This window comes from Okeania sp. SIO3I5 (assembly GCF_010672085.1).
In the GTDB taxonomy this organism is placed as follows: Bacteria; Cyanobacteriota; Cyanobacteriia; order Cyanobacteriales; family Microcoleaceae; genus Trichodesmium.
On the sequence record NZ_JAAHHT010000092.1, the window covers coordinates 1 to 20266 of the forward strand.

General features: G+C 33.4%; 17 protein-coding genes. 7 read left to right on the forward strand and 10 right to left on the reverse strand.

From position 1 onward, the window contains the following. Window positions 1–668: 668 nt before the first annotated feature. Window positions 669–908, reverse strand: coding sequence for a photosystem I reaction center subunit PsaK (gene psaK, locus F6K40_RS20210; RefSeq protein ID WP_293138903.1), 240 nt, complete (start codon window positions 906–908; stop codon window positions 669–671). A gap of 1079 nt (window positions 909–1987) precedes the next feature. On the opposite strand from psaK, the gene F6K40_RS20215 reads away from it, so the two are divergent. Beyond that, window positions 1988–3094, forward strand: coding sequence for a tetratricopeptide repeat protein (locus F6K40_RS20215; protein WP_293138904.1), 1107 nt, complete (start codon window positions 1988–1990; stop codon window positions 3092–3094). Window positions 3095–3861: 767 nt separating this feature from the next. Here the strand turns inward: F6K40_RS20215 and F6K40_RS20220 are convergent. Then, window positions 3862–4347, reverse strand: coding sequence for a hypothetical protein (locus F6K40_RS20220; protein WP_293138905.1), 486 nt, complete (start codon window positions 4345–4347; stop codon window positions 3862–3864). 1063 nt (window positions 4348–5410) lie between these two features. On the opposite strand from F6K40_RS20220, the gene F6K40_RS20225 reads away from it, so the two are divergent. After that, window positions 5411–6046 carry an esterase/lipase family protein gene (locus F6K40_RS20225; RefSeq protein ID WP_293138906.1) on the forward strand — a complete coding sequence of 212 codons (636 nt, stop codon included), beginning with the start codon at window positions 5411–5413 and terminating at the stop codon, window positions 6044–6046. A gap of 1682 nt (window positions 6047–7728) precedes the next feature. On the opposite strand, the gene F6K40_RS20230 is transcribed toward F6K40_RS20225, so the two are convergent. Next, window positions 7729–8166 (reverse strand): VOC family protein, encoded by a 438-nt coding sequence (locus F6K40_RS20230; protein WP_293138907.1) that lies wholly within the window; start codon window positions 8164–8166, stop codon window positions 7729–7731. 936 nt (window positions 8167–9102) lie between these two features. Between F6K40_RS20230 and F6K40_RS20235 the strand changes: the two genes are divergently transcribed. Then, window positions 9103–9888 (forward strand): TIGR00297 family protein, encoded by a 786-nt coding sequence (locus F6K40_RS20235; RefSeq protein WP_293138908.1) that lies wholly within the window; start codon window positions 9103–9105, stop codon window positions 9886–9888. A 1076-nt stretch (window positions 9889–10964) separates the two neighbouring features. Next, window positions 10965–11729, forward strand: coding sequence for a peptidylprolyl isomerase (locus tag F6K40_RS20240; RefSeq protein ID WP_293138909.1), 765 nt, complete (start codon window positions 10965–10967; stop codon window positions 11727–11729). 151 nt (window positions 11730–11880) lie between these two features. On the opposite strand, the gene F6K40_RS20245 is transcribed toward F6K40_RS20240, so the two are convergent. After that, a complete protein-coding gene (locus tag F6K40_RS20245; RefSeq protein WP_293138910.1) occupies window positions 11881–12030 on the reverse strand; it encodes a hypothetical protein in 150 nt (49 codons plus the stop codon). 254 nt (window positions 12031–12284) lie between these two features. Between F6K40_RS20245 and F6K40_RS20250 the strand changes: the two genes are divergently transcribed. After that, the gene (locus F6K40_RS20250; protein ID WP_293138911.1) at window positions 12285–13058 is read left to right on the forward strand and encodes a class I SAM-dependent methyltransferase; all 774 of its coding nucleotides are present in this window, start codon (window positions 12285–12287) and stop codon (window positions 13056–13058) included. Window positions 13059–13142: 84 nt separating this feature from the next. Here F6K40_RS20250 and F6K40_RS20255 read toward each other — a convergent pair whose 3' ends face one another. Next, window positions 13143–13280 carry an element excision factor XisI family protein gene (locus F6K40_RS20255; protein WP_365672160.1) on the reverse strand — a complete coding sequence of 46 codons (138 nt, stop codon included), beginning with the start codon at window positions 13278–13280 and terminating at the stop codon, window positions 13143–13145. Between the two features lie 457 nt (window positions 13281–13737). On the opposite strand from F6K40_RS20255, the gene F6K40_RS20260 reads away from it, so the two are divergent. Continuing rightward, entirely contained in the window at window positions 13738–14952 is a 1215-nt protein-coding gene (locus F6K40_RS20260; RefSeq protein ID WP_293138913.1) for an RNA-guided endonuclease InsQ/TnpB family protein, read from the forward strand. A gap of 53 nt (window positions 14953–15005) precedes the next feature. Here the strand turns inward: F6K40_RS20260 and F6K40_RS20265 are convergent, their stop codons facing one another. Beyond that, window positions 15006–15608: a nitroreductase family protein gene (locus tag F6K40_RS20265; protein WP_293138914.1), complete on the reverse strand. Its 603-nt coding sequence runs from the start codon at window positions 15606–15608 to the stop codon at window positions 15006–15008. A 194-nt stretch (window positions 15609–15802) separates the two neighbouring features. Here F6K40_RS20265 and F6K40_RS20270 point away from each other — a divergent pair, with 194 nt between their 5' ends. Continuing rightward, window positions 15803–16549, forward strand: coding sequence for a hypothetical protein (locus tag F6K40_RS20270; RefSeq protein ID WP_293138915.1), 747 nt, complete (start codon window positions 15803–15805; stop codon window positions 16547–16549). A gap of 181 nt (window positions 16550–16730) precedes the next feature. On the opposite strand, the gene F6K40_RS20275 is transcribed toward F6K40_RS20270, so the two are convergent. The 4 genes from F6K40_RS20275 to xth all read right to left on the reverse strand — a co-directional run bounded on the left by F6K40_RS20275 (window position 16731) and on the right by xth (window position 19838). After that, complete coding sequence (locus F6K40_RS20275; RefSeq protein ID WP_293138916.1) at window positions 16731–17606, reverse strand: SDR family oxidoreductase; 876 nt, start codon at window positions 17604–17606, stop codon at window positions 16731–16733. A gap of 478 nt (window positions 17607–18084) precedes the next feature. After that, a complete protein-coding gene (locus F6K40_RS20280) occupies window positions 18085–18216 on the reverse strand; it encodes a hypothetical protein (protein WP_293138917.1) in 132 nt (43 codons plus the stop codon). Between the two features lie 130 nt (window positions 18217–18346). Further along, entirely contained in the window at window positions 18347–18547 is a 201-nt protein-coding gene (locus F6K40_RS40945) for a hypothetical protein (RefSeq protein ID WP_365672152.1), read from the reverse strand. A gap of 505 nt (window positions 18548–19052) precedes the next feature. Continuing rightward, window positions 19053–19838 carry an exodeoxyribonuclease III gene (gene xth, locus F6K40_RS20290; protein WP_293138918.1) on the reverse strand — a complete coding sequence of 262 codons (786 nt, stop codon included), beginning with the start codon at window positions 19836–19838 and terminating at the stop codon, window positions 19053–19055. Window positions 19839–20266 lie beyond the last annotated feature (428 nt).

A 20266-nucleotide genomic window follows, 5' to 3' on the forward strand; every position in this document is an offset into this window, starting at 1 on the left:
TGGCAAGTTTATGTTTTACACCCGTAAGGCACTATTATATCTAATAAACCTTTTCTTTGTCAAAGATGGATAAAAGTTGATAGATTTCTAGATCTTTCTATTGATTCGGCAAAACTTTACAATACTAAAAATAAATATAAAGGAAATTATTGATTTTGTGTTTTGCTAAATTATTTACCGAATAATTAATAATTAGGGTTTGCGCTCAAAAGTCTTTTTGTAGGGGTAGGAATCAGAAGTCAGGAGTCGTAGGGGCTTTCCGGCCATTCGCCCCTACAGGAGAAATGGTTCGGGAGCAAGGAAGTAGGAGTAAGAATTGTCAGAGTGATTTTTCGGCCTTTGTCAGACCAAAATACTGACTTTTTTAGCATTTTCAACTGAAAACCAGGCACTTTTTTCGGCACTAAAAAACCTAAAACTTTTATATATCAATACTTTTATAATTAATCAGCAAGCCCTAATTAAATAATTTATCTTTCAAGCTTCCCCAATACAGGAGGAAAAAGCAGTCGGCAAGGGTCCCAGTCCGTTAGGATGGGATAGATGGATTACCTAACCAAATCCAATCTCCCCTCGATAAATAAATTTTTTCCTTGAGTGTCAATCCTCTCCGTAAAAGGGAGAGGTAATTGTCCATTATCGATTAATGAAAGGCTACTCAAATTTGCTCAACCAAGAATCACACTAGCACCTAAAATATGACCGAAGCTTGAATTTGCCAAAACACTAGCTACTCGAAAACCACCAAAAAAGTTGGAACCAGGCATAGCTGGATCGACACTAGGATATTTAACTGTTAACTTGGCAAAGGCGATCGCTACGATATTGCAAATGATCATTATTAAAGCAATTTTTGATATCCAGCTAAAAGTATTAGGGCCAAGTGTTAATAAAGTTGAGTAAAGCATTTTACTTAGCACCTGCGCAGAGCGAATCATTAATTTCAAAAATACACGAAAATTTCTTCACAAGCAAGCACCCTGTATTTCTTACATATCAGCACTTTTAACAAATAACCAACAAAAACATGTCGCACCCAAATTACCCCTGTTTTTGCCCCTAAATAGCTCATTTCAACTTTTTTGGGAAAATTTAGTTTAAATTTCAAATATATTTGACAATATTTGATAAGCTTAATTTATACAAATGTTTTTTTAACCAATTATTAAACGTTAAAAAGCCTTATCTGTAAGCTTTTTAGAAGAGAAAACTGGAAATATATTTTCTATAGATGTTTAATTATGACTATGAGACATCTCCCAATAATTAAAAATAAAATCAATTATCCCACATAAATAATCAATTCTTTCCTCTTATTCCCTACTTTCTACTATCTCTTTGCCTGGAGATGTCTATTACCTATGTCAGAATGGGAATGATAGTATCTGGATTAAGAAGACAAAGTAGAAAGCAGAAAGATTAGAATAGGTTTGGAAAAAGAAAGTGCATTGATAAGCAGGTTTGGTATAACCTCTAATTTCAAACTTTCAAAGTAAAACTTTCATCTAGGAATTTCTAAATCTATCTAATTAGGGTCTGCTGAAAAAATCAGAGTGTGGGGAGTGTGGGGAGTGTGGGGAGTATGGGAAGTGTGGGAAGAAAGAGTAAAGTAGGAGGAATAATTTTTCCTTGATTTTTCTACCTTTGGTCTCTCTAAAATCCTAACTTTTTGGTAGTTATATTGGGAAAAGTTGCACTTTTTCAATCCGGAAAAAGGCTATAACCTTTATCTGTAAAGACTTTTAGATTTATTCAGCAGAGCAATAATTAAAGCTGTGCATTATTTATAAAAAATGCCAAATTCTACAAGACTTATGGAAAAACAATATATATAGCAAATTCAAACTATCAACTATGATGCTAAGTAGTATTTATAACTCATGGATAATGTAACTCTTGTTATAGATAGGAAGCTTGAAATTATTTCCCCGATCTTCCCTTTTTTCAAGATATTTTCTGGCAGTTTCAATAGGAATGAAAATTATATATGAAAGAAATTAAAGAGGTTGCTACTCTGCTAGAACAAAAAAATTATCAACAGGCAGCTAAACTACTGAAAAAATTACAAAAAGAACATCCTCAAAATTTGTGGGTGCAACTATATATTGGGCGATGGTATGAAGAGATAGATAAATTAGAATCAGCAGAAAAGTTTTATAGAAAATTACTCAAAGATGCAACAAACCCACAAGTAGTTATACAAGCTCGTCTTGGTTTAAAAAGAATAGAAAATATTGAAAAAAATCGCCAACAACAAGCGATCGCTGCGGCTAAATCTGACCCTAAAAATACGGAACCAGGATTACTTATTCTTGAACCAATTAGCAAAGAAAATAAACAGGAAGCAGTGAAAAATCTGGCAAGAATAATGAAAATTGATCCTTACTCTGCCAGAATGCAATTACAAAATAGAGGTTGGCGAATTTATCGAGTTGGAGCAATTGGAGAATTAAAAGTTTATGGTGAAGAAATGCTTCAAGCAGGTATTCCTGTATTTTGGGCAAAAATATCAGATATTGAAAAAATACATATTTTTAGAGTGCAATATTTTCAATCTATTTCTCCCCAAGCAAATATTGTTTGTTTAAATGAGCAAGAACAAATGGGAAGTTTAAGTTTTGATTGGTCAGAAGTAGTAGCAAAAGTTGAAGGATTATTACCTATTTTTATGGATGCAATGGATTACGATCCTCGGCGACGTTCCCAAAAAATTCGTCATAAAAAAATGACTCAAGATTATGCAAATATATTAGATTTACATCTTTCTAGTCGCCGTAGCATTATTAGATTTTGTGACCAAAATTATCAATATCAAAAAGGAATTACTCTTAAGATTCAGACTCAAGAGCAATCTCTATTAACACTACAAACTACTAATAGAAGTAAATGGAATGAATTAGTAAATACGATAGACCAAAAATTAGGTAAAGTACAAACTTGGTCTGATTTTACTCCCTTTGGAGAAGTGACTTGTCGAGATTATACCCAACTATTAAGTCGTCTCAAGTCTCACATTGATATTTCGCGTAAAATAGAAACAATGTGGGACCCAGCTTTTCAGCTATATAGTTCTTTAGTATTCTTGAAAACTTAGGATAATGATTTAACCCATCAACTATCAGCTATGAGTTATTAACTAATTAGGGTTTGCTGAAAAAGTCTTTTTACTCTTTCTAGTAGTCAGTATTCAGGAGAAATGGTGGATTACGGAGGATGTCGTCAGAACAATTGTCACTCAATTTTTCCGCTGTTGCCTACTCACCCATCCTCGGTTTTTGCAGCTCACGAGAGCAAAAAACAGGTACTTTTTTTGACCAAAAAAAGGTAAGTGCCTTTATCTGTCAATGCTTTGAGATTAAGAGAGCAAACCCTAATTAGGGTCTGCTGAAAAAGTATGCCTGAGTGAGAGTAATTTCAGTTATTAGTTATTAGTACCTCTGGGTGAAGCAGAAGTTGATTTTTTAATTCCCTTTATTGGGGAGGCTTTAGACCTTGTTTTTTGGTAAGAGTCAGGAGTCAGGAGAAATTGGGAATTAAGAGGAGGTGGTCAGAAGAATTGCAAGAGTGATTTTTCCACCCTTGTCTGCTCAAAATGCTGACTTTTTTATCTTTTTAGAGCGAAAAGCTTACACTTTTTTCACTCCAAAAGGGCTTTAACATTTATCTGTCAATGTTCTGAGAGTTAATCAACAAGCCCTAATTATCTTGGAAGTAAAAATTGTCTTCCAAGTAAAATTAAAAGCTATGGAAAAAAAGCTAATCAGCTAACTTTAGTAATTTCTTGATTTTTTCTCACTCCTCTCAAATTTAGTCCGTACTGCGAATTTAACTTTACTCTTCTGACTTCTGACTTCAAGCATACTATCTTGGTAAATTCATATCTTTAGCCATACCACGGAACATACTCATACTAGGACCAGGACGACGACGTTTAGGAGTAGGTTTTGGCATTAAAAAGTTAGGAGCAAATAATACTACCTGTTCTGGTTTCTGGGAAGTTGTACCATTTGTTCTTGGAAGTTGTGCTGCTGCTTCAGTTGGAACGGTAGACTGTTGTATTTCAACTTTTTCAGCCTTTTTAACAGCTTCAGCTTCTTTTTTTGCTTTTGCTGCTGCGATTTTTTCAGCTTTTTTAGCAGCAGAAATTTTAGCTTTTGCCTCTTTTGGAGTTTCAGGGCTAGCAGATTTTGTTTCTGTTTCTGTAGGTGCTGGTGCTGAATCAGTAGCTGGAGTTGATTCTTGAGGAGTATTGGTTTCCTTAGTATTATCAAATTCTAGTAGATACTCTGATTTTTTTCCAAAAGGAAAAATAGCGAAAATTCCGGCAAATAATCCTCCAAATAACATGATTTTTATCTCCTAAAATAATTTTTTTTGTAGTATTGCTTAAAGCTTAATACAGTAGAATCAGATTATGACATAGCGCAACTTTTATCAATATTTATTTATAAAAGTTTACATTAAGCACAATGGGATAGACTATAAGTTTAATGATTAGGGAAACTCAGAGGTCATTTCAGTTATCAATTATCAGTTATCATTACCCCTAGCTGTTTGCGCAGCATGACCTAGGAAACCCAGAGGCTTGAAATAGGGATGTTTATTTTTTCCATCCCCTTCAAAGAGGAGGCTTTAGACCTTATTTTTTTATTAAAAAATTAATAATTGTTTATATACATTTCATAATTTATAGCCAGATCGCCAAAAAACTGTATACCATTGACTTTTCCCCGGTCGTGCATACACGGGGATTCTTAAGTAGTCCAAAAACGAACTCTTAAAGGCATAGTCAAATTGCCTCTACATGCCTCCCAAAGCGAGAAAATCCTAAAGTTGTTGCTACTTTTGTAAAAAGATTGTCCTAAGCAAGGAAAGAAAAGCAAAGCGATCGCCTCATCCTAAAATTTAGGTAAGCATTTAGCTAGCTCGTGGTCAGTGGTCAGCTAGGGGTGCAATAAAAATGAATGAAGCAAGCACTCTTTTAATTTAGCGTTGGTAAATCAAGAGATGAAATTTTAAGAGTAATCTGTTTCTAATACCTCTAAATATTTAACCAGAGTAAGTGATGGGTATCACCCCTAGTAGAAAATCATCCGACCAATTACTAACGCCTTTAATTTCTAAAGGGATTAAATTCCACAGAAAAATAACTTGAAAAGTTGATACGAGTAAAAAGACTGTTTTACTCAAGGAAAAGAGAGCGATCGCCTCATCCTAAAATATAGAATTAGAGTAAGAATTGAGTTTTTAAAGGTAATAACTTGACTGCGGTTAGCTAATGACTTTTTTCTTGATAATTTTTAATTTTATTATGCGACTAATTCCTTCTTGGGTGTGATAATGAGTTAATAATTTATAGCTGATAGCTGACTGCTGAATACCTACAAATTAGAAATATTCAAAAAGAAAAATGGAAAGTTTAAATAAACCCAACCCAGTATTATTAATCCACGGAATTTTTGACACAACGAGAATATTCAATAAAATGTCTCAATACCTAAAAAAATTAGGATGGGAAGTATATTCTCTGAACTTAGTTCCTAATTACGGTATTTTAGGTTTAGATAAATTAGCCGAACAAGTAGCAAATTATGTAGATAAAACATTTCCACCTAATCAACTCTTTGATTTAATAGGTTTTAGTATGGGAGGAATAGTCAGTCGTTACTATGTTCAAAGATTAGGAGGCATTGAAAAAGTCGAACATTTTATTACTATTTCTTCTCCTCACAACGGCACATTAACAGGCTATCTTTTAAATTTAGCAGCACCCAAGCAAATGCGTCCGAAAAGTAATTTTCTAGAAAATTTAAACCAAGATATTAATTTATTAAATCGGATAAATTTTACTTCTATTTGGACTCCTTATGATGCCATGATTTTGCCTGCTATAAGTTCTCAATTGCCAGTGGGTAGGGATATTAAAATAGATGTTTTACTTCATGCTTGGATGGTGTCAGATGAAAAAGTTTTGAAAGTAATTGTTGAGGAATTAAAAAAAGAGGGAGTAGTGAGTAAGTCGGAGAGAGTTGGAGAAAATAATTGATTATTTTTGCACCATAATTGCTGAAATTGCTGAGATTTTTGATGAGTGGAAATTTCTAATTAATTTGAGGAAATAGAAAAGAGGGAGTAGCTCGGAGGTCGGAGAGAGTAGAAGAAAATCATTGATAATTTCTGCACCATAATTTTTGAGATTTTTGATGAGTGGAAATTTCTAATTAATTTGAGCAAATAGAAAAGAGGGATTAGCTCGGAGGTCGGAGAGAGTAGAAGAAAATCATTGATAATTTCTGCACCATAATTTTTGAGATTTTTAAAGAGGGATTAGCTCGGAGGTCGGAGAGAGTAGAAGAAAATCATTGATAATTTCTGCACCATAATTTTTGAGATTTTTGATGAGTGGAAATTTCTAATTAATTTGAGCAAATAGAAAAGAGGAATTAGCTCGGAGGTCGATGAAAGTCGGGGAAAATCGTTGATAATTTCTGCACCATAATTTCTGAGATTTTTGATGAGTGGAAATTTCTAATTAATTTGAGCAAATAGAAAAGAGGGAGTAGCTCGGAGGTCGGAGAAAATCGGGGAAAATCGTTGATAATTTCTGCACCATAATTTTTGAGATTTTTGATGAATGGAAATTTCTAATTAATTTGAGGAAATAGAAAAGAGGGAGTAGCTCGGAGGTCGGAGAAAATCGGGGAAAATCGTTGATAATTTCTGCACCATAATTTTTGAGATTTTTGATGAATGGAAATTTCTAATTAATTTGAGGAAATAGAAAATAGGAATTAGCTCGGAGGTCGGAGAAAATCGGGGAAAATCGTTGATAATTTCTGCACCATAATTTCTGAGATTTTTGATGAATGGAAATTTCTAATTAATTTGAGGAAATAGAAAAGAGGGAGTAGCTCGGAGGTCGGAGAAAATCGGGGAAAATCGTTGATAATTTCTGCACCATAATTTTTGAGATTTTTGATGAATGGAAATTTCTAATTAATTTGAGGAAATAGAAAAGAGGGAGTCGTGGAAAATCATTGATAATTTCTCCACTATAATTAATTGCTGAGAATTTTTGATGAGTGGAAATATCTAAATTAATTTGAGCAAATAGAAAAGAGAGAGTAGTTCGGAGGTCGGAGGGAGTCGGGGAAAATTATTGATAATTTCTGCACCATAATTGCTGAGAATTTTAATGACTGGAAATTTCTAATTAATTTGAGCAAATAGAAAAGAGGGATTAGGTCGGAGGTTGGAGAGAGTCGGGGAAAATCATTGATAATTTCTGCACCATAATTGCTGAGAATTTTAATGACTGGAAATGTCTAATTAATTTGAGCAAATAGAAAAGAAGGATTAGGTCGGAGGATGAAGGGAGTCAGGGAAAATCATTGATAATTTCTGCACCATAATTGCTGAGAATTTTAATGACTGGAAATGTCTAATTGATTTGAATAAGTGGATTTAACCAGCAGATAATTACTGATAAATATGTATAGCAATCTGCACTTATGTTGTAATGTTTATCCTAGGGGTTTTAGTATACGAACCAGAGTTAAAAAGGGTTTTTGAAACCAAACCCCTGCAGTTTTTTTGACAAAACAAATTATTTACAATCGCTAGATTTATCAGTTCATTAAATCAATTAGTTAATATTTCTACAGTTATTCTTGGTCTGGATCTATAAAGCTGATATTTGACCGCCAATAGCTGAATACTTATAGTAATTTAAACTGCTACAGCATCGCCAACTTCTTGATGTTCATTACAACCAAAAATTGCTTCTTTATGACAATAATATTTGAACTCTAGCAAATTATGGAAAGGATCTTCCAGGAAAAAAGTGCGATGTTCTAAAAGAGAATTTGTAAATCTTCGTCTGGGTTGCTGATAGAATTTTAATTGATTTTTTTCAGCTCGTTCTAACAAAGCTTCCCAATCACTTTCTAGAGTAAAAACTAAACCAAAGTGTCTGGGATAAATTCCTTTTTGTGGTTCTAAATCTTCTTTAGCAACATGAGCAACAATTTGATTGCCATAAAGATTTAAAATTACTGAGTTTCGAGATTCTCGCCCAACTTCACAACCTAAACCATTGGCATAAAAATCTTTTGTTTTATCAATATCATTGACGGGAAAGGCTAAGTGAAAAAGAACTTGATTCATGGTTACTTCCTTGTCATGTATAAATTTTATTTTGTACTGAAAACATCTATTCATTAATGGATAATGGATAATGGATAATGGATAATTACCTCTCACTTTTAGGGAGAGGATTGACTAAAAGGAAAAGATTTATTTCTCAAGGGGAGATTGAATATGCCGTTTCGCTACGCGACATGGAATGCTCGTAGGGGCGAATGGCATTCGCCCTTAAATGTCGGCTCTTAGCCGAAAACGACCGCTTTTTCATCTCCTTGAAAGGGAAGAGTTCAGACCTTATTTTTTGGTGAAGAAGCATTGGAAAATTTGAGTTTATTCAAGAAGTCTGAGATGTTTTATAGTATTCGCCATAACTATTAGGATATTCTCGCGCTTCTTAAATTTAGTCACAGTAAAAATTTAACTTCTGACTTGAGCTATACTCTTGCCATTTTTCCATGCTATTTATTTTTGCTTATTCAATAATTAACAATTAACAATTAATAATAACTTCTTCTTTTTAAGAAGATGATTGGTTCAGAGGTTTTTTTTCTCTTTTTCTCCCTTAAATGAGAGATAAAACCTTAATTTTTCGCCAAGCATTCTGTGATTAACTATTGGCTATCAATTTTTGGTTTGGGAGTAGGTAAAAGCAATTGATAAATTGAAATAAAATTAAAAGTTACTGCCAAACTACCTTCCCTTAACCGTAAGAAGTAATTGTTGATTATTAATTGCTAAAAGCTGAATGCTTACCGAATAATTAATTATTCAATAATTCACCTTTAAAACCTCCCCTTTCAAGGGAAAAAAAGTTGATTTTTTCCTTTTAGTAAATCCTTTCCCTTTTAGGGAGAGGTAATTATCCACTATCAATTATCAATTATCCATTATCCATTAATGAACTTGCTTCTTCTTTCAAGTTAAAATTACAATAGATGTTTCCTGTGGGTAGATGCGATGTTATCTAATATTAATTCTGTGAATCCCTGGTTAGTAGCTATAATTTTAAATACTATCTTACTTAGTCTAGTTTATTTTGCCCCAAAAAAATTATTAACTCCAGCCGGAATAGTTCATGCTTGGATACTGGGAGTCTTAATTTGGGGTAGTTTGGGTTTGCCTGGATATGCGGTAGTAGTATTTTATTTTTTGGTGGGTTCCGGGGTGACTCGCATCGGAATGGCCGAAAAGCAAGCTGCTGGAATTGCAGAAAAGCGGGAAGGTGCTAGAGGGCCAGAAAATGTTTGGGGTTCGGCCTTGACTGCTGCTATCTGTGCTGTGGGAGTTTTGGTCATTGGTTTGTTATACCCGAATCATCCTCCCATAGAAAATCTACCATTTTTACTAATGTTGGGTTATGTAGCTAGTTTTTGTACCAAGCTTTCTGATACTTGCGCTAGTGAGGTAGGGAAAGCTTATGGTAAGCGGACATTTTTAATTACAACTCTACAACCAGTGCCACGGGGAACCGAGGGTGCTGTAAGTTTAGAAGGGACCTTAGCAGGTATTGTTGCTTCTGTAGCGATCGCCTTGCTTGGTTGGACTGTAGGTTTAATTGATTTGACAGGAATAGCCTTTTGTGTTATTGCAGCTTTTATTGCTACTAACTTGGAGAGTGTAATTGGGGCAACAATGCAGTCTCAGTTTGAATGGTTAACAAATGAAGTAGTAAATATTATCAATACTTTAATTGGAGCGATCGCTGCAATTTTATTAGCTATAGTTTGGTACTATACTATATAGTAATTAGTAATCAGCCAATAGGTATGAGCTTTTTTGTTTCCTAAATCTTAGCTTTGTTTTCCTGGCTACTTACTTGACGATTTTTTGAATTCAAAATTCAGGCATTAAAAGTTAAAAATTTTGCTTCTAACTTAATTTCAATAATTGTTTAATTAAGGATTCAAACCTCGTTCGTACAACCACGAAAAAATCAAAAATATTTTCCTGATTTGAAGCCTCTGACTTGACTGGGGAATGCGGAGCAAACAGGCAGAGGTTATAATGAACGAATTAATAGTTTTGAATTGATTTGACCTTAAATTAACGGAGAAACTCTATAGCAATTCTAAATAGGTTTTCATTAATGGATCATGGATAATGGATAATTACCTCTCCCTTTTAGGGAGAGGATTGACCAAGAAGGAAAAAATTGATTTCTCAAGGGGAGATTGGATATGCCGTTTAGCTAACGACCGCTTTTTTCCCTTAAAAGGGGAGACTTCTAACCTAAATTATTTAATTAATAATTATTAATTATTCGGTAATATTTTATCGTAGGGGGTTAGTATCTAAACCCAAGCCAAAATGGGATAAAAAGACAAAACTTCTACAGTTTTTCTCACAAATCATTTAGGATTAGTATATAGTCTAAGTTGGGTGCATCTCAATGCAAAAAGAAAGCCAAAAATTTATTGATGCATAGGGAACACTTAACTAGGAACACTTAACTGAAAATAGGGAATAGGAAAAAAGTATTTTTGCAAATATGAGATGCACCCTCTAAGTTTCTATATTTAGCTTCTTCGCTTGAATTATTTCACCTGAAATCTATAGTAATCTTATTTTAATTGTCAGATATTTTATATTTTTAGGGAATAGGAAATACTAAATATGGGAATAGTTAAATTATCAATCATTCGTGAGAATTTATATAGTTATTACATCTAAAATATGCACTAATCTTCTCTATGAATTTTGCACATCTTATTCCTGAGTGCTATACGCTCGAAACTGTGTGAATCAGATTTCAACTTTTATGGATTAACATAGACTAAAATTTACTTGTAAACATATTAGCAAAAGGCGGAATTTTACCAATGGAATCTAAACCACTACTAACAATAGGTGAAGAACAATTATCATGGGGGCAAAGTTTAAAATATTTGCAAGCTTCTGGAAAACTACAATCTTTTGTCACAGAAATTGTCCGTCAATATGTGATAGAAAAAGAATTACAATCTAGGGAAGATATAAATGTCGATCCAGCAGTTCTTCAACAAGCAATTATTGATTTTAGATTGCAAAGAAAGCTGGAAGACCAACAAAAATTTCAAGAATGGTTACAACAAAATCGAATTAACTATAATGCTTTAGAATCACAAATAGCAAATTCTTTTAGACTGAAGCAATTAAGAGATTCTATTACTGCAGAAAAAATAGAAGAATATTTTAATGAGCGTAAAGCAGGTCTGGATTATGTAATTTTATCTAGAATTGTAGTTGAAGATAAAGAATTAGCAGATGCTTTACATCGAAAAATTGTAGAAGAGGGAGGAAAATTTGAAGATTTAGCTAAAGAATATTCGGTCACAAATGATAAAAACTTTAATGGAATTATGGGTGGAGTTACTTTAGCTAGTTTGCCAGAAGATTTGAGAAATACAATTAATTCTGCTAATCCTGGAGATATCTTAGGACCATTTCAGACAAATAAATTCTGGAGTATATTTCGACTAGAGCAGTTCCAAGGCGCTTCTTTAGATAATCCTGAAATTAGGAAAAAATTAGACGGTGAATTGTTTGAGCGTTGGGTAGCAGAGAAACTGCAAAATAACAAAATTACTCTCCATGTTAATGAGTAAATTAACAGTATAAAAGAGTGGGTAGTTTGGTTGAGGGAAGATAGAGAAAAGTAGGGAATTTTTATGAAATTTCCCTACAAGAATTTACAGCTCATGTCATATATTCATATATTTCTATTTCATATATGGAGTGTTATATTGTGCAAGTACATCATTTCTTTTTCATTTTTTCTTGAATTAACCCCCATACCAGCACAAATCCCACCCACAAAACGATACTCTTCCAACCATACCATTTAATTTTAATTAAATGACAACCATTATCCCAACCAATTAAATCACAACCATTAATATTACACACTATCTTATTAAATATGGGGAAGAACATCCACATTACAGCTCCAACCTAATTTAACTTTTTCATATTTTTATACTTTCCTTCAATACTAACAGATTTCACATAACTTCAATACAGATAACCTCTTTCTTTATAGAACCTATTTAGTATCTTTTGAGGAAGTTAAGGTTTGGGACATCTTAGTTGAGGTTTCAAACCTCTAATAAGTTCTGATCTTAAATAAAATGCGATATTTTTAGACGAAATAAGTAAAAAATATGAGTAATGAAAATAAATCCATTCACGAGTTTGATTTGAGATTAATCTACGAATATTATTCAACAATAGAACGACAAGGACCTGGGAGTCCTGAAGTAACTATTAAAGCTTTAAGCTTTATTGATAATCTGAGAAATAAATCAAAAATTGCTGATATAGGTTGTGGAACTGGTGGTCAGACGATGGTAATAGCTAATCATATTTCAGGGAATATTACAGGCATCGATCTGTCTTCCATCTTTATAGATTTATTGAATATTAATAGCCAGAAACTGAATCTCCAGGATAGAGTAAATGGCATTGTCGGGTCAATGGAAAACCTTCCTTTTCAAAATGAAGAATTAGACTTAATCTGGTCAGAAGGAGCAATCTATAATATCGGATTTGAAAAAGGCATAAATGAATGGTATAAGTTTTTAAAGAGAGGAGCTTTCCTTGCCGTTTCAGAAATATCGTGGTTCACTGAAGAGAGACCTATCGAAATTGATGAATTTTGGAAAAATGAATATCCAGAAATAGATACTATTTCAAATAAGGTCAAACAAATTGAAAAAGCTGGATATATTCCAATTGCTACTTTTGTGCTGCCTGAAAATTGTTGGATTGAACATTTTTATGCTCCGCAAATTTCTGCACAGGAGAAATTTTTGCAAAAATATCTAGGTAATAAAACTGCCGAAGAAATTGTAGAAAATCAACGACATGAAGCTGAATTGTACGATAAATATAAAGAGTTTTATGGCTATGTTTTCTATATAGGAAAAAAGGTTTAGTGAAACAGTCAGCGGTCAAAAAAGAGGTAAGCATTCAGCCGTCAGCTATCAGCACTTCAGCTATTGCTTTTAGTTTTAGATAAATTAATTAGCAATTCCCTCCTCCGTCCAATCTTCCTCAATATAAATCTTCTCATTTTTAATCCGAATATAAACAGAAATTGCTTTAATTCGTCTATCATTTTTCCATATTAAACCAAAGATATTGACTTCTTTGGTCATCAAATATTAATACCTCATCTATATCAGGATCTGGAACTTGTGCTGATATTTTTTGATAATTAGTAGGTTGGGTTGATGAACGTTTGCAGACCATTTCCAAGGGAAAAACCCAACACGGACAAGTACGTTATTGTTGTTGAGTTTCCTACGTCAACCCAACCTACTGTCTATCTAGATTTTGAAAGAGGACTCCCACTATAACCTTTGATTTAGTGGTGAGATGAATTTCAACAACCAATTAATTGAGCGGTAGCGAATCCTTTTTCTTCGGTGGCTTTGGAAGACTTTTACAATAGTCTTGAATCACTTCTGACATTGAGACTTGCATTATTTTCGCGTAATATTCTAATCGCTCTTTTTCATCATCGGTTAATCTAAAGGATTTTTTCTAACCATTGAGGGTATATACAATCTGCATTACAATATAATTGTATTCAGAAGTAAAGAATATTGTCAAGTGATAACCTTAATCTACCAATATAAATTAAGGCCAAACAAACAACAAGAAGAAGAAATTAAGGATATTCTTGATGTTTGTAAAAGTGTATATAATTATGCCTTAAGAGAACGAAAGGATTGGTTAAGTTCAAGAAAATCACCAATAAACAGTTGTTCAATTATTTGCGAGTATATTATTCCTGCTGATGCTCCTTATCCTGACTACAATGTTCAAGCTAAAAATTTAACAATAGCTAAGAAAAATAATCCTAGATTAAAGTCAGTCAATGCTCAAGTTCTACAACAAACTTTGAAGACTTTAGATAGAGCATTTTCTGAGATGAAAAGTTTAGGTAAAGGTTTCCCTAGATTTAAGAAAAGACTGAGAAGCTTTGTTTTTCCTGCCATGCTGAAAAATTGTTTAGGTAATAATAAGATTAAACTACCTCAGTTAGGTTGGATTAAACTAAGGCAAAGTAGACTATATCCAGAAAATATGGTAGCTAAACAAGCTAGGATAGTCAAAAAAGCTAGTGGTTATTATTTGATGGTTAGTTTCCAATCATCAGAGTCTGTCCCAGATAATCCAGTAGGGAAAACATCATTAGGAATAGATGCAGGAATAGAAAGTTTTATAGCTACTTCAACTGGAAAATTAATCAAGTCTCCTAAGTTTTTATTAAGTAAACAGCGCGAGTTGAAATTACTGCAACGTAGATTTAAACATAAAACTAAAGGGTCAAGCAATTGGTTAAAACTTCAGAATAAAATAGCTAGACTACATGAAACAATAGCTAATACTAGACGTGATTGGCATTTTAAATTAGCTCATAAACTTTGTGATTTAGCTGATAATATTTTTGTTGAAGATATTAACTTTATTTCCTGGTCTAGAGGGATTGTTAGAAAGCAATCTTTAGATTCTGGAATTGGTCAGTTTATTAATCAAATCTTACCTTTTGTTTGTTGGAAAAGAGGTAAGTATTATGCTAAAGTTGATAAAGACTACACTTCTCAAGAATGCCCCTTATGCGGTTATATTCAGAGAAAGAAATTGTCTGAAAGAATCCATAATTGCAGTCATTGTGGATATCAGATAAATCGTGATATAGCTGCTGCAAAAATAATCAGAAAAAGAGAATTAAAAGCCGTGGGACACACGGTTAATGAAAATGCTTGTGGAGACGGTCTGGCGGGGGTGGAATTCAACTTGTTTGATTTGTTACCTAGCTAAGAGTCTTTGAAGCAAGAATCACCCGTTATAATCTTTGATTTAATGGGCGAGTGTCAATGAATAAATGAAGCAGTTTTACCAAATTCTCCAGTAAACACAAAAGAACTTATAGGTTTACGACTACGGGGAGAAAGTTCTCTTTCTCGTAAAGACTCAGGCAAAATATCTGGTTCTCCAGGATAACCAAGAGCTATAGCTGTTACTGGTTCATATTGTTCTGATATTTTATATAATTCCCGCGCTTTATCAACATCAAAACCTGCCATTTGACGAACTCTCAAACCCATTTCTGTTGCTTGAAAAGTTAAGCTGGCAACTGCTAAACCTACATCGTGAAAAGCGTGTCTATTGGGTTTATTATTTCTGTCAAAAGAAAGTTTAGCAACAGACAACATTAATACAGGAGCAAGACTTGCCCAAGGTTGATTTCCTTCTGCTAAACAACTCAAAAGGCGATCGTATTCAGCAGGGTTTTCCTTAGTAGCAACTATGAAACTCCAAGGTTGCTCATTAAAAGAAGAAGGAGACCATCTTGCTGCTTCTAAAAGAGACAATAACACTTCTGCTTCAACCTTTTTGTCAATAAAAGCTAAAGAACTCCAGCGTTTTTTTAGTAAGTCGTTAATTGGGTATTGATTGTCTGTAGGTTTTTCCATTTTTAGGTAATAACTTCTCAAGGTTTCTTATAGCACTTTTCATTAACATAGAACACATAAATTTTGGCTTAAAGGCAAAAAGCAGAAGGCAGAAGTTTTGTAGTCTACTTTTGTGAAAACTGCTATAATAATAATATCAAAAATTATAGGTGCATCTCTACATACGCATTTATACGGAGCAAAAAAATAGTTTTATGAAATTGTTTCAGCAAGTAAATTCATTAGTTGTTGCGATGGCCATTGTCATATCTATTCCCCTTCCTGGAATGTCAACAACAAATACCTGCGAGAGGTTAGAAAGTAATAGGTACACTCGTATGAGAGATAACGGTCCAGGAAAAAGAAATCCTGGCTACATTTGTTATATTGTTCAAGATAGTGCTGAGTTAAAAGGTGCACTGACTTTAAAGCATCTAGATAACCAAGGAGATTGGGATATCTTAGTTGGTACAAGTTTTGATCCTACCACTAAAAAAGTATATGGTGCAATTGACTATAAAAATAACAGTGCTAGTGTTGATGAAATATTAGAGCTTCCAAGCAACAGTTATCAAGATTATGTAGTTGTGGCATTTCCTACTTCCAATACACCTTCTGATGCTTGTTTGATTTTTCACAACTTCAACGCTTATGAAATAGCGGGTGAAGCCTTCGGTGAAGCCATTGTTAAGTGGGTAGTAGATATAGTATTAGGTGATGATAAAAATAATGAGTATAAAGATACAAAAGACCGTATTACAGCTTTGACTTTATCTGGGCTAACTAATCAAAACCCTGCAGATGTAGGATATGATTTAATGCTCAATGAAATAAGTCTCCAGCTTAGTAATATGTTTGGTGGTGGCTCTTTTGCTTTTGACTTTGGTGTAAGTTATTTCGGTAATTATCTTAAAGAATATGGCAAGTTTTTATTTGATCCAAATATGAAGTGTACAGGATAATCACTAAAAGTGGCAGTTTCACTATCTATAATTCAATTTCTAATAAATTAGCAAAAGCTTACATAGTAGTGAGGCTGTCACTAAATAAAATTGTCTTTACTATTAAGGGCTATTCTGATGCACAGTGTAATAGCAAATTTCAGTTATAAATTAACTTGCTTGTCAATCTACTATATGAATATTACACTTCCATTTTCCGACGAATATAACTTTCTACAGATTCCATTTTCATCTCAAATATTCTCTCCAAATTTTCAATTTCTTCTGAAGTGCAGAAAAATTCATTCGCCAATAATACCCTTAAAGTACCCAAAGTTTTTTGTAGTTCAGGATTAAATAATCCCAGAGCATTCCGTAATCCATCAAAGACAAATAAAGGTGGATTAATAACTATAGGTTCCCGATTAAAAATTCTAGCAAATATCTGAGAAATTTCTCCTCTATAAATAATTTCTGGTCCGCCGACAGGCAAAATTTGATTAGAAGCAGCTTCTACAGAAACAGAATCCACAGAAATTTTTGCCAAATCATCTGTACTAACTATTGAAGTTCGATTTTTCGAGTCTCCAATAAGTAGATAAATTCCTGTATCTCTAAATCTTTCTGCCAGTGGTAATAGATTAGATGCAAAACCCGAAGGTTGCAAAATAGTATAATTCAATCCACTAGCTTTGAGATATTTTTCTACCTCTTTTTTTGCCTTAAAAGTTGGTGAATCTTCATATCCACGGTTAGCTCCTAATACAGAAATAAATACAAAGTGTTTAACACCAACTTTCACGGCAGAATCTATCAGTTCAATATTAGCTCGATAGTCGACTGCTTGAGCATCACCTGCACCACCATGGGCACTAATAATATATTCAATTCCTTGAGAAGCTTTGTCAATATCCTTGTCTATTTTTAAGTCGCCGATAAAGATTTCAGCTCCACGATTTTCTAATTCAGAATAGGTAGAATTTAATCTGACAAAGGCGCGAACTGACATTTCTTTTTCTGTCAAAATTCTGATAATTTGGCGACCTAATCCTCCGGTTGCTCCTGTTACTAAAAACATAATTACTTTGGGTTAGCTATTAATAGTTCAATCGAAAAATTTACCAAGTAAAAAATTTACTGTTAACTTTAAAGATAGCAAATGTACAAGCAAAGATTAAGATGGCAGTTAGTTCTTAATTTTTGGTAAGTTACGGCCTAGTGCCGACCGGAATGCCCGCTACGAGTGTAGTTCTAATTTATGATTCTTGCTGCCTAACCCACCCTACACTTTTCTAATTTAGAATAGACTGACATTTCTTTTTCTGTCAAAATTTTTATAATTTGGCAACCTAATCCTCCGGTTGCTCCTGTTACTAAAAACATAATTACTTTGGGTTAGCTATTAATAGTTCAATCGTCAAATTTACCAAATCAAAAATTTACTGTTAACTTTAAAGATAGCAAATGTACAAGCAAAGATTAAGATGGCGGTTAGTTCTTAATTTTTGGTAAGTTACGGCGTAGTGCCGACCGGAATGCCCGCGACGAGTGTAGTTCTAATTTATGATTATTGCTGCCCAACCCACCCTACACTTTTCTAATTTAGAATAGACTGACATTTCTTTTTCTGTCAAAATTTTTATAATTTGGCAACCTAATCCTCCGGTTGCTCCTGTTACTAAAAACATAATTACTTTGGGTTAGCTATTAATAGTTCAATCGTCAAATTTACCAAATCAAAAATTTAGTATTAATTTTAGAGATAGTAAATGCACAAGCAAAGATTAAGATGGGGGTTAGTTCTTAATTTTTGGTGAGTTACGGCGTAGTCCGGCCATCTTTGCCGCGACGAGTGTAGTTCCGATTCATAATTATTGTCGCCTCACCCACCCTACGCTTTTCTAATTCAGAATAGGTAGAATTTAGTCCGGCAAAGGCGCGAACTGACATTTCTTTTTCTGTCAAAATTCTGATAATTTGGCAACCTAATCCTCCGGTTGCTCTTGTTACTAAAAACATAATTATTTGGAGTTAGCTATTAATAGTTCAATCGTCAAATTTACCAAATAAAAACTGTCATTTAAGTTATCAGTTATCAAAAACTCTACCCAAAAAATTAAGACAGCTAGAGTTTTTAATATTCAGTATGTCCGGTTAGTTTCCTTTGCTCTATGCTTGCCTACCTTACTAGGGCGTCTAGCTTTATAAATGTGGGTAAATTTGAGTTAATGAAGACCTCTCCCCCCACCCCTCTCCTGCAAGGAGAGGGGGAGAGATTTTACCCATGATTTTAGTCTAGATGCGCTACTACTAGCTTTAACTTTTGACTTTCTTTAATTCTTACTTTTGAACTTTGACTTTTAACTTTCCTTTGCTCTATATTTGCCCACCCTACTAGCTTTAACTTTTGACTTTCTTGATTTTTAACTTTTAACTTTTAACTTTTAACTTTAAGTTTTGACTTTCTTTAATTCTTACTTTTGAATTTTGAATTTTGAATTTTGAATTTGAAATTTCCTTTTTTTCAAAATTCCAAAATAACTGGTGCATGGTCGCTAGGTTTTGGTAACTCTCTTGGAGACTTATCAATTATACAACTTGTTGCTTTTTGAGAAAGGGGCAAACTTAGATAATGATGGTCAATACGCCAACCACGATTACGGGGAAAACCTCCTGCTCTATAATCCCACCAACTATAATGACCACCTTCGCTGGTAAACTGGCGAAAGGCATCCACTAATCCTAACTTAAGAATTTCTTGTAAAGCTTGACGTTCCGCATCAGATAATCCCACAGAATTTTTACAACCTTCCGGGTCATAAATATCCCGGTCTTCTGGGACAATATTAAAATCTCCACAAATACATAAATTTGGTGATTTGTCAATAACTACTTGTACATATTCTTGCAATAGCTTTAACCAATCAAGTTTGTAATCATATTTTTCACTACCTACACTAGAACCATTGGGAACATAAAGATTGAGAATACAAACATCATTTATTACTCCAGTAATTAACCGTTTTTGTATGTCAAAATCTCCCACTTTTTCATCACCTAAAATAGGAGCAAACCCACTACTAACATCTTGCATTGGAGAACGGCTAAAAATTGCCACACCATTATAAGATTTCTGACCAGAAATGTAAATATGATAACCTAATTCTGCAAAAGGCGATCGCGGAAAATCTTGGTCAATAACCTTAGTTTCTTGTAAACAGAGAATGTCAACAGGATTTACTTCTAACCATTCTATAACTTGTTGTTGACGAGTGCGAATTGAATTTACATTCCAAGTAGCTATTTTCATAAATATTTTAGGCAGTATTCACTAATGGATAATGGATAATGGATAATTACCTCTGGTTAAAACTGTTCTTTTCTTGATTCAATATAAGGAAATATACTAGCACTTTTTTTCCCTTTATTGGGGAGTTTTTTTTATTGGGGAGGTTTTTAACTTGAATAATTAATAATTAATAATTATTAATTATTCGGTAATTCTGAAAATCAGGGAATAAAAAATCAGAAAAAAAAATTGTTTCTTAGTAACTTGAAAAACGCTATATAAAAATAGGAGTAGGGAGTAGTAATTGGAAAAATTAGGGAATAGAAAATATGATTATTTATCTAGATTTATTGTTTCTTGTTTCTCTGTTTAACTCTATATTTTTCCTTAGCATTTAGGTTTGGGTTTGGAGACCAAACCCCTACAATTTTTTTTCAAGAAACAGAAAC